This window comes from Nocardiopsis prasina DSM 43845 (genome assembly GCF_000341265.1).
Lineage (GTDB): Bacteria > Actinomycetota > Actinomycetes > Streptosporangiales > Streptosporangiaceae > Nocardiopsis > Nocardiopsis prasina.
Map to the genome: position 1 here is coordinate 101,358 of NZ_ANAE01000151.1, position 10,111 is coordinate 111,468.

Here is a 10,111-nt window from a genome sequence, read left to right on the forward strand (position 1 = left end):
CCCCCCGCGAAAAAGGATCACGGAGATTCAGGATGCCCCCCAAGGAAAAGGTTCTGCGCCCCGCCGCGTTCTCGCTGGCGAGCGCGTCGGCTGTGCTCACACTCACGGCCTGCGCCGCCCTCTCCGGCGGTTCCGCCCGGGACAACACACCCGACAACGTCTCCACCGACATCAGCGACGTGGAGGCCACCCTGACCCTGGCCTTCGCGGACGACCCGCCCACCCATGAACTGGTGGAGGGCTTCACGTCCCTGTACCCCAACGTGAACATCGAGCTCCAGCAGACCCAGTTCACGGACTACGTCAAGACCATCAGCCTGTCGATGACCTCGGACGACGCCCCCGACATCGCGCAGTACAACCCCGGGGCGATGCGGTCGCTCATCCCGGGCGGCCACATCCTCGACCTCGACCCCTACGCCGAGGTCTACAACTGGGACGAGTCCTTCCCCGAGGCGAGCCTGGAACCCCTCCAGTCCAACGACGAGGCCTCCGAGTTCGCCACCGGCAGTCTCTACGCCGCCCCCGGAGCCCTCTCCGTCCTCGGTGTCTTCTACAACACCGAGGTCCTGGAGGAGGCCGGGGTCCCCGAACCGCCCGCCACCCTGGACGACTTCGAGGCCGCCCTCGAACTCGCCCACGAGGCCGACATCGCCCCCATGAGCGTGGGCGGTCTCGAAGTGGGCGGCTTCCAGATCTGGAACGCCCTGCTCAACGGGCTCGGAGACCACAACGAGTACAAGGACTGGGTGTACGGGGCCGAGGGCGCCACGATCGAGACCGAGGCGGCCGCCGAGGCCACCGAGACCTTCCACCGCTGGGTCCGGGCCGGGTACGTCACCGAGAGCGCCAACGCCACCTCGGACAACGACGCCCGCGCCGAGTTCGTCGACGGGGAGAGCATGTTTCTCGTGACCGGTAACTGGGCCGCTTCCGAGCTGGAGGCGGAGATGGGCGACGACGTCGGCTTCCTGCTCATGCCCGGCACCACCGTGGACCGGGCACCGGTGGCCTCCGGCGCCAGCGTCGCCTACGCCGTGTCCTCCCACACCGAGCACCCGGACGTGGCCGCCGCCTTCCTCGACTACCTCAGCAGCGTCGAGGCGGCCGAGATCCAGCTGGCCACCGGCTTCATGCCCGTGGACACGCAGGCGCCGATCGAGAGCTACGGCCTGTTGAACGAGGTCAACTTCGGCTTCTCGACGGTCGCGGACAACGAGGGGATCGTCCCCTTCCCGGACTACGCCACGCCGGGCATGATCGACCAGCTCACACCCGGAATCCAGGGGCTCATCTCCGGCAGCGCCACTCCGGAGGAGTTCCTCGCCTCGTTGCAGGCCGAATGGGAAAGCCACCATGAGTGACGGCGCTCCAGCGCACCCGCCCACCACACCCGCCCCCGCGCCGAGCCACGGCGCCGGGGGCGGGCGCCCGCGACGGCGGAGGCGGGTCCGGTCCGGCCTCAAGGGCTGGCTCTACCTGCTGCCAGCCCTGGCCGTCTACGGCGGCTTCGCGATCTACCCCGCGCTGAGCACGTTCTCCTTCTCCTTCCTGGACTGGGACGGGGTCCAACCCCCGGCCTGGGCCGGGCTGGAGAACTACGGGCGGGTCGTCACGGACCCGCTCCTGGCCGGGGCGATCGGCAACGGGCTCGTGCTCATCCTCTTCTTCTCCATCGTCCCCATCGCGGTGGGGCTGCTGATGACGGGGCTGCTGACCGCCCGCGGCGGCCGGGGAACCACCTTCTACCGGACCGTCTTCTTCCTTCCGCAGGTGCTGCCGCTGGTGGCGGTGGGCACCACCTGGCGCTGGCTCTACAGCGGCGACGGCGCGGTCAACGAGTTCCTGGGCGCAGTGGGGCTGGGCGGGCTGGCCCGCTCCTGGCTCGCCGACTACCACGTCGCGCTGGTCGCCCTCGGACTGATCGGCACCTGGTGCATGAGCGGCCTGTGCATGGTGCTGTTCATGAGCGGTGCCCAGAAGATCGACCCGGCGCTGCACGAGGCCGCCGCGCTCGACGGGGCCGGACGGCCGCGCCGGTTCCTCCACGTCACGCTGCCCGGGCTCCGCAAGGAGATCAGCATCGCGGGCGTCATCACCACCATCGCGGCGCTGGCCAGCTTCGACCTCGTGTACGTCACCACCAACGGCGGCCCCGCCGGGCAGACCAACGTCCCGGCCCTGCTCGTCTACCGGCTCGCCTTCAACGAGGGCGACATCGGAGCGGCCAGCGCCCTCGCCGTGGTCCTGACCCTGCTGGTCATCGCCCTGGTCAGCGTCATCCGACTGCTCGCGAGGGAGAAGTGATGCGTCGAGGAGTACCGCTGTCGGTCCTGCGCCACGGCGTGCTGGCCCTGATCGCCGTGCTGATCCTGTTTCCCTTCCTCGGGATCGTCCTGGCCGCGCTGCATCCCACCAACACCCAGGTCGGCGGCCTGAGCGTGCCGGACCAGTGGTCGTGGGAGAACTTCCGGCTCGCCTGGGAGGCGGGACGCTTCGAGCAGCTGACCAGGTCGGGCTTCGTCATCGCCGCGTTCGTCGTGCCGCTGACGGTCTGCTTCGCGACCCTGGCCGGGTACGCGCTCGCCATCCTCGGTGTGTGGGGCGGCCGCGTGCTCTCCCTCGCCTTCGTCCTGGGCCTCACCCTCCCGGTCGAACTGCTGGTCATCGCCCTGTACCTCAACCTGCGCGAGGTGGGCCTGACCAACACCTACACCGGGGTGGTCCTCGCCGAGGTCGCCCTGTTCCTGCCCTTCGGCGTGTACTGGATGCAGTCGCACTTCGCCGGGGTCCCCAGGGAACTGGTGGAGGCCGCACGGGTGGACGGCGCCCGCGACAGCGTCGTGCTGGCCCGGGTGCTGCTCCCGATCTCCTGGCCCGCGATCACCACGCTGTCGGTCCTGGTGTTCATGTGGTCGTGGAACCAGTTCCTGCTCATCCTCGTGATGATGCAGACCCCGGCCCTGCGCACCGCGCCCACCGGCCTGGGGCTGTTCGTCGGCCAGTACGGCACCGACATCCCGCTGCTCTCGGCGGCAAGCCTGATCGTGATCGCCCCCATCGTGGCCGTCTATCTGGCCTTCCAGCGCAGCTTCGTCAACGGCATCACCCGGGGCGCCGTGAAGGGGTGACGGCGGGAGAGGACGACTGCGGGGACGGCGGGGGTAGGGGGAGGTTCGCGGGGCCCGACCGCCGTGACGGGGCCGCCGGGGCCTGACCCGGCGGCCCCCTCCGCTACGAGTCCCCGGTGCGCTGGGCTCGCCGGACGCGCCCGGGCTCCTGGTCGGAGGCCCGGACGGCCAGCCCGACCGCGCCCATGACGGTCAGCAGGACTGCGAGGCCGCCCCACACCATCGGCTGTGTGACCAGCATGTCCCCGGACGGTTGCCCGGGGGTCCGCCCTCCGTCGCGGCCGGTCACTGTCACGAGTAGCAGGACGACCACGGCGGCGGCCGCGAGGAGACGGCCGCAGAGCCGGGCCAGACCCCGGAACACCGGGCCCCGTTGGAGGTCGGACCGGGTGAGGCGCTCCTCCGGGCGCAGCGGTGTGAGCAGCCTGGCCAGGAACAGCAGGGCCACGGGCAGCTGGAGCGCCCACACGAAAGTGCGGAACGCGCCGTCGAACCACACGTTGGTGCCGTACAGCAGGGTGTGCCACACGCTCAGGACGTAGACGACGATGACGAACCGGTGCAGGACCCGCCACAGCCGCGACCCGGTCCAGGCCCGCACGTAGAACGACAGGCTGAGCGGAATCGCCAGGTAGAGGGCGATCAGCCCCAACAGGATGGCCACCTGGCCGGTCCCCGAGGAGTACCCGCCGGGAACGAACACGTCGACGAACGCCGAGAACAGCAGCGGCAGCGTGCCGAGGCCGTCCTCGTTCTGCCTGAGGAGTTCGAGGAAGAACGCGAGGGCGTGCCCGAACATCAGCGCGATGGTGGTGACGCTGGTGACCCGGTGCCAGCGCTCGAGCCGGGAGTGCCGCACGGGGGACGACGGGATCGGCATGGTCGCCCGCAGCAGGCCGAGCATGACGGTGATCCACGCCCACAGCAGCGCGGACCAGCCGAAGGCCTGGCAGGCCCAGTACAGCCAGTACCGCTGGGCGTCCGCGAGGTGGGGCATCACCTCCAGGGTCTGGGAGGTTCCGCCCTCAACGCGCAGGTACAGGACCACGAACATCACGAAGGTGACAGCCAGGGCGGCGGTGGCGTCGAAGAGGAGGTGGCGCAGGTCGGATCGGAGCGTGCGGCGGTCGAGGAGGGGCTTCCTGGCGGCGCCGGGGGAGCGGTCGGGGGAGGGGGTCATGGAGGCTCCCAGGGGGGTGGGGAGTGATCGGATCGGGCGGCCGTGGAGCGCGGGGAGGTTCCCCGTGGCGATCACAGTGAACCGGAGCGGCTCCCCGCCGTCCAGAAGGGCAGGCGGACACGGCCGCGCCCCGGCGCCACGGGTGGTCCCGTGGCGGCCGGGGCGTTGTCGCGAGGTGCCGGTGCCCGGCCGGCCGTCAGCCCGTACGGGCCGGCTCGTCCGCCTGCGCGGCCGTGCCGTGGTCGTGGTGCGGGCAGGGAGCCGTGGCGGGTTCGGTGCGCAGGTCGCGCAGGAAGCTGACCACCACACCCACGATGACCACGAGGAAGGGCGCCGAGGCCACGATCACCGTCTGTTGCAGAGCGTTGAGACCCCCCGAGATCAACAGGATGATCGCCAGGGCGCCGGTCACCGCCCCCCACAGCAGCAGGATCGGCGTCCGGGGCTGGATCGACCCGTGCGTGGTGAGCATGCCCAGCACGTAGGTGTTGGCGTCGGCCCCGGAGACGAAGAAGAGCACCGCCAGGATCACCACCAGCGTCGCCGTCACCATGGGCAGCGGGAACTCCGCCAGCGTCACGAAGAAGGCGCTGTTCAGGTCCGCGGCGGTGGCGCCCGCGATGTCCGTGCCCCCGTTCAGGTCCAGGTCGATGGCCGAGCCGCCGAACACGGAGAACCAGGCGAAGAAGGCCAGGCTGGGCATCCCGAGGACGACCAGGATGAACTGGCGGATCGTGCGGCCGCGCGAGATGCGGGCCAGGAACACGCCGACGAAGGCGCCCCAGGACACCCACCAGGCCATCATGAAGTAGGTCCACCCCTGGAGCCACTCGGTGTCACCGAAGGCCGGACCCCGCAGGCTCATCAGCAGGAACTCGCTGCCGTACTGGCCCAGGGACTCCAGGAAGAGCGAGACCAGGAACGCCGTCGGGCCCAGGAACAGCACGAACAGGAAGAGCACCGAGGCCACTGACAGGTTGATCTCACTGGTGTAGCGGATCCCCCGCTTGACCCCGGAGGCCGCCGACAGGCTGAACAGCACCGTCACCGCGACCACGATGACGACCTGCGTGGTGGCGCCGGTGGGCGTGCCCAGGATGCGGTTCAGACCGTTGTCGATCTGGAGCGCGCCCAGCCCGAGCGAGGTGGTGGTGCCGAACAGGGTCGCGAACACCGTGAAGACGTCGATGGCCTTACCGACGGGGCCGTCGGCGTGCCGGCCCAGGAGCGGCCGGAACAGCGCGCTGACCAGGCCGGGGCGCTGCTTGCGGTACATCGAGTACCCGAGGGCCAGACCGAAGACGGCGAAGATCGCCCAGGCGTGCAGGCCCCAGTCGTAGAACGAGTACTGGAGCGCTAGCACGGCGGCCTTGGGGGTTCCCGGCTCGGCGAGGTCGTGCGGCGGGACGGCGAAGTGCGAGATCGGCTCGGCGATGCCGTAGGAGACCAGACCGATGCCCATCACCGCGCAGAGGATCATGGCGATCCAGGTGTGCGTGGCGAACTCGGGGCGGTCCTCGTCGGCGCCCAATCGGACGCGTCCGTAGCGGCTGAGGGCCAGTCCGACCAGCAACGCGAGTAGGAGGAGGGGGAGGAGCAGGTACGCCCAGCCGAATCCGGAGGTGATCGCGTTCAGGGCGGAGTTCATCGTGGACATCTGGTGTTCCGGGGCGACCACGCCCCAGACCACGAACAGGGCGGAGATCGCAAGGGAGGCCCAGAAGACCACCCCGACGGTTCTTCGGCCGGTCGGAGCGTCATTCATGTGTGGACACCTTTCGGGCGATACGCGCCGCGGTCACGGGGGACACGCGGGGGGCGTCGCACGGCGGTGGGCAGTGGAGCACGACCGTTCTGGGGTCGGGTGAGCGTCGCACGGGAATGAACCGCCTGTTCGTCTGTGGAAGATCGGACCCGGGGAACCGTCCCGGAGCGCGCATGGCGGCAGGCGCCCTTCGAGCCGAACGGAACTGCGGGACGATCGGCGTCGAGGCGAGCGTGACGGAACCCGGGAGAACGAGAACAGCGCCGCGGAGGGAGTCCGCGACGCGGGTGTCGGTGGCCGCCGCATGTGGGACGGCCTCTGACCGAGTCGGCGCCCGGCGAGGTCGACAGCACGGGCGGGCACTGACTCAGGAGGCCTTCGCGCAGTTCCGGACCGGAGTGCGGACCGGGCACCGCTCGTGGTTCGACCTTTCGCGTATCGACCTTCGGAGGTCGGAGTGAGAGCGGTCGAGCCCCACGGGGCCGAAGAGCTGGCAAGGGCCTCCGGAAGAGCGTACTCGCATGTGGGAGCGGGGACGCCACCCCGGTCACCGGTCGTCGGGTCGTAGGGCCGGGTCGGTGGGGAGGCGGGGAGCGCCATCACGGGAGTCCCGTCCCGCGTCCGCACCGAGGCGGGCGCGACCTCCTTCGCTCGCGGCCGACCGAGGGAACGAGCGTGTCCGACCCACCCATGGTGGGACGGGGGAGGCCCGGTCGGCGGCGTCTCGGGTGGCGCCAAGCCCTGACTGTCGGGCGTTCGGGGGCGGAGGCGGACCCACGCCCCGCCGGTCGGTTCACGCGCCGAGCTCCGTCGGGCCGTGTTCGTCGGCGCCGTCAACGGAAGGGGGTGGACTCCGGGGCCGAGGCGGCTCACGCCACGGCCCCGGCGGCGGGCAGCGTGTGCCCGCCACGGCCCCGGCGGGGGCCGGGACCGTTACGAATTGGTGCGCCGTGTCACACCGTCACGCAGCACCGCGCGCACGCCCCGCTCGGGCTCGGCCAGCAGGGAGAGGTCGGAGAGCGGGTCCCCGTCGACGACGATCAGGTCGGCCCGCGCCCCCGTGCGCAGCGTGCCGACCTCACCCTCGAGACCGAGCAGCGCCGCGGCCTCGCTGGTGGCCGAACGCACCACGTCCGCCGCGGGCTGGACCTCGCCGCGAATGGAGAACTCGGCGCTCTGGTGCGACTGCATGCCCCCGAGCAGGTCCGTGCCGAACACCAGGCGCACACCGCCCTCGTGCGCCATCCGCAGCGCCTCCAGCCCCCGGTGCAGCACGGTGTCCACCTTGGCCTGGCTCTCGGCGGGCAGCCCGTTGCGCGCCCCCTGACGTGACAGCTCGCGGTAGGTGACCAGGGTCGGGACCAGGAACGCCCCGTGCTCCACGAACAGCTCGACGCTGCTCTCGTCGATCAGGTTGCCGTGCTCGATGCAGCGCACACCCAGGCGCAGCCCGCGGTTGACCGCGCGTGCGGTGTAGGCGTGCCCGGTGACGTACCGGTTCGCGGCCTCGGCCTCCTCGACGACCGCGCGCAGTTCGTCCTCCGACGACTGGGTGGAGTCGATCCGGTCGGTGGGTGAGGCCACCCCGCCCGAGAGCATCACCTTGACGTGGTGCGCGCCGGTACGGAGCTGTTCGCGGGCGGCCCTGCGGAACTCGACGGGACCGTCGCAGACCAGACCCGCGCCCGGGCAGCACCCGTGCTGGTCCGTGCCGTGGCGGCCGCGCGGACGGAAGTCGCCGTGCCCGCCGGTCTGCGAGAGGGCCTTGCCGCCGAAGACCAGGCGGGGGCCGTCCACGAGACCGTCGTCCACGGCCTCGGCGAGCCCCCAGTCGGCCCCGCCGACGTCGCGCACCGTGGTGAAGCCGCGGCCGAGCATGTCGGACAGCGACCTGGCGGCGAAGGCGGCGACGTAGGAGGGGGAGTGGTCGCCGACCGCGCCGAGGTCGGCGCTCAGCGCGGTGACGTGCACGTGGGCGTCGATGAGGCCGGGCATGAGGGTGGCCCCGCCGAGGTCGGTGGTCTCCGCCCGTTCGGTCACGGAGACCGGTACCTCGCCCGTGCCGCGTGCCGCGATGACGCCGTCCTCGACGAGCAGCCAGGACCCGGGGGTGCGGGAACCGGTCTCGGGGTCGAGCAGGGCTGTGTTCGTGTAGGCGGTGGGCCGGGGGCCGTCGGACACGGGGAACCTCCAGGGGTCGGGTGCGCGGTCTGGTGCGGGGCGATCCGCAGCGATGCAATGCAATATACGTTGCATCTGGCCTCGGTTGTCGAACGGGGGTGGTATCGCTGGGTTGGCGCGACCCGGGTGTTCCGGACCGCTCGAACGGAGGGAAGACCGATGGCGGACTGGATCGAGGAGACGCTGGAGCGAGGGCGCCTGGGCAGGGCCAGCGAGAGGGTGCTGCACGTCCTGCGTGACGAACCCCGTTTCGCCTCCTACGCGACCACGGCCGAGGTGGCGGCCAGAGCCGAGGTCAACGTCGCCACCGTGGTGCGCGCGGCCCAGCAGCTGGGGTTCACGGGATGGCCCGCCCTGCGAGTGGAGCTGCGCTCGCGCTACCTGGCCTCGCTCAGTGCGGGCGAGGTGCTGGCCGAGCACGCGGGCTCCGACACCGACCCCGTGCGCGCGGCGGTGCGCTCGGACCGGGAGAACCTGAGGCTGCTGGAGCGGACGCTCGAACCCGAGCGGGTGCGTGCCGTCGCCGCGGCCATCCACGGTGCGCGGAGCACCCTGGTCCTGGGCTCGGGCACCTTCGCCGCCCCCGGCGTCCAGCTCTCCCACGCCGCCGGGATCATGGGCTACGACGTGCGGCTGCACGACTCCGGCGGGACCGCCCTGACCAACGCGCTGGCCAGGATGGGGGAGGGCGACCTGCTCGTGGTCTGCGACCTGTGGATGCTGCCGTTGGCCCTGCGTCGCGCGGTGGAGATCGCCGCCGAGGAGTCCGTGTCGATCGCCCTCATCACGGACCGGCGCGACTCGCCCCTGGGCGTGCTGGCCGACCATGTCGTGGCCGTGCCCAGTGAGGGGGTGGGGATGTTCCCGTCCCTGACCGCGGCGATGACGGTCGTGCACGCGGTGCTGGCGGAACTGGCGCGAGCCGGGGGAGAGGCGGCGCTGGAGTCGGTCAGGCGGGCTGAGGAGCTCTGGCGACGAGCCGAGCTCTTCTAGGTGATCTGAGTCACACCAGATGCAACAAGCATTGCATAATTGACATCGTTGCTGGTTACATCGGGCTTCACCCGCTGTTCACCCCACCGTGTCCCCTCCTGAGGCAGATCATGCAAACGACCCACCTGGTCCTCATCACCGCCTACCTGCTGGTGATGATCGGGATCGGCCTGTACTACTCCCGTTCCTCCAAGGTCCGCACCGGCGAGGACTTCCTCTTCGCCGGGCGGAGCCTGTCCACACCCGTCATGATCGCGACCCTCATCGTGACGTGGGTCGGATCGGGAACGATCATCGGTGGAGCGAACTTCGCCTACAACCACGGCCCCATGGCCGGCATGATCTTCTTCGCCGGCACGCCCCTGGGCATCCTGGTCCTGCTGCTGGCCGCGCGCCGCATCCGCAGGGCCGCCCGGCACACCGTGCCCGAACTGCTCGAAGCCCGCTTCGGCACCGGGGTACGCACGGTGGCGGCGGTGGTCACCACCATCGCCTACATCGGCCTGGTCGCCTCGCAGTTCGTCGGCGGCGGCTACGTCCTCGCCCTCATCACCCCGCTCACCACGACCCAGGGCGCCCTGGTGGTCGCCGCCGTCGTGACGATCCTGACCGTCACCGGCGGCCTGTTCTCCGTGGCCTACACCGACTTCGTCTCGGCCATCCTCGTCTTCGGCGCGCTGATCGTGGCCGTGCCGCTGATCCTGGTGGCGGTCGGAGGCCTGCCGCTCTACTGGGAGGGGCTGCCCGAGGCGGCCCGCACGCCCAGCGGCGGGCTCAGCCCGCTCCAGCTGCTCGGCTACTTCCTCCCGCTGTTCCTGCTCCTGCTGGCGGACCAGAACCTCTACCAGCGGCTGGGGGCCG

The 10,111-nt window shown here is 71.0% G+C and carries 8 protein-coding genes; 5 read left to right on the top strand and 3 right to left on the bottom strand.

What is annotated here, in order from left to right:
- Positions 1 to 32 precede the first annotated feature (32 nt).
- From D452_RS0117545 to D452_RS0117555, 3 genes are read left to right on the top strand one after another with little or no spacing between them, the layout of a single operon-like run.
- A complete protein-coding gene (locus D452_RS0117545) occupies positions 33 to 1,364 on the top strand; it encodes an ABC transporter substrate-binding protein (RefSeq protein ID WP_017545452.1) in 1,332 nt (443 codons plus the stop codon).
- Positions 1,357 to 2,307, top strand: a complete 951-nt coding sequence (locus tag D452_RS0117550) for a carbohydrate ABC transporter permease (RefSeq protein ID WP_017545453.1) — start codon at positions 1,357 to 1,359, stop codon at positions 2,305 to 2,307. Before D452_RS0117545 ends, D452_RS0117550 begins: the two co-directional genes overlap by 8 nt.
- On the top strand, positions 2,307 to 3,131 hold the full coding sequence (locus D452_RS0117555; protein ID WP_017545454.1) for a carbohydrate ABC transporter permease: 825 nt from the start codon (positions 2,307 to 2,309) through the stop codon (positions 3,129 to 3,131). The genes D452_RS0117550 and D452_RS0117555 overlap by 1 nt, the downstream gene beginning before the upstream one ends.
- Before the next feature lie 103 nt (positions 3,132 to 3,234).
- Here the strand turns inward: D452_RS0117555 and D452_RS0117560 are convergent, their stop codons facing one another.
- From D452_RS0117560 to D452_RS0117570, 3 genes are all read right to left on the bottom strand, one after another.
- Entirely contained in the window at positions 3,235 to 4,311 is a 1,077-nt protein-coding gene (locus D452_RS0117560; RefSeq protein ID WP_040694117.1) for a ferric reductase-like transmembrane domain-containing protein, read from the bottom strand.
- A gap of 196 nt (positions 4,312 to 4,507) precedes the next feature.
- A complete protein-coding gene (locus D452_RS0117565; RefSeq protein ID WP_051061325.1) occupies positions 4,508 to 6,076 on the bottom strand; it encodes a BCCT family transporter in 1,569 nt (522 codons plus the stop codon).
- A gap of 933 nt (positions 6,077 to 7,009) precedes the next feature.
- Positions 7,010 to 8,257, bottom strand: a complete 1,248-nt coding sequence (locus D452_RS0117570; protein WP_017545457.1) for a metal-dependent hydrolase family protein — start codon at positions 8,255 to 8,257, stop codon at positions 7,010 to 7,012.
- A 159-nt stretch (positions 8,258 to 8,416) separates the two neighbouring features.
- Here D452_RS0117570 and D452_RS0117575 point away from each other — a divergent pair, with 159 nt between their 5' ends.
- Entirely contained in the window at positions 8,417 to 9,250 is an 834-nt protein-coding gene (locus D452_RS0117575) for a MurR/RpiR family transcriptional regulator (protein WP_017545458.1), read from the top strand.
- Between the two features lie 110 nt (positions 9,251 to 9,360).
- A partial coding sequence (locus D452_RS0117580; RefSeq protein WP_017545459.1) for a sodium:solute symporter family protein occupies positions 9,361 to 10,111 on the top strand: 751 nt, incomplete at its 3' end.

Coding starts and splice junctions, on each gene's coding strand:
- D452_RS0117555 (WP_017545454.1), top strand. CDS start 2,307: ATGCGTCGAGGAGTACCGCTGTCGGTCCTGCGCCACGGCGTGCTGGCC.
- D452_RS0117575 (WP_017545458.1), top strand. CDS start 8,417: ATGGCGGACTGGATCGAGGAGACGCTGGAGCGAGGGCGCCTGGGCAGG.
- D452_RS0117560 (WP_040694117.1), bottom strand. CDS start 4,311: ATGACCCCCTCCCCCGACCGCTCCCCCGGCGCCGCCAGGAAGCCCCTC.
- D452_RS0117545 (WP_017545452.1), top strand. CDS start 33: ATGCCCCCCAAGGAAAAGGTTCTGCGCCCCGCCGCGTTCTCGCTGGCG.
- D452_RS0117565 (WP_051061325.1), bottom strand. CDS start 6,076: ATGAATGACGCTCCGACCGGCCGAAGAACCGTCGGGGTGGTCTTCTGG.
- D452_RS0117550 (WP_017545453.1), top strand. CDS start 1,357: ATGAGTGACGGCGCTCCAGCGCACCCGCCCACCACACCCGCCCCCGCG.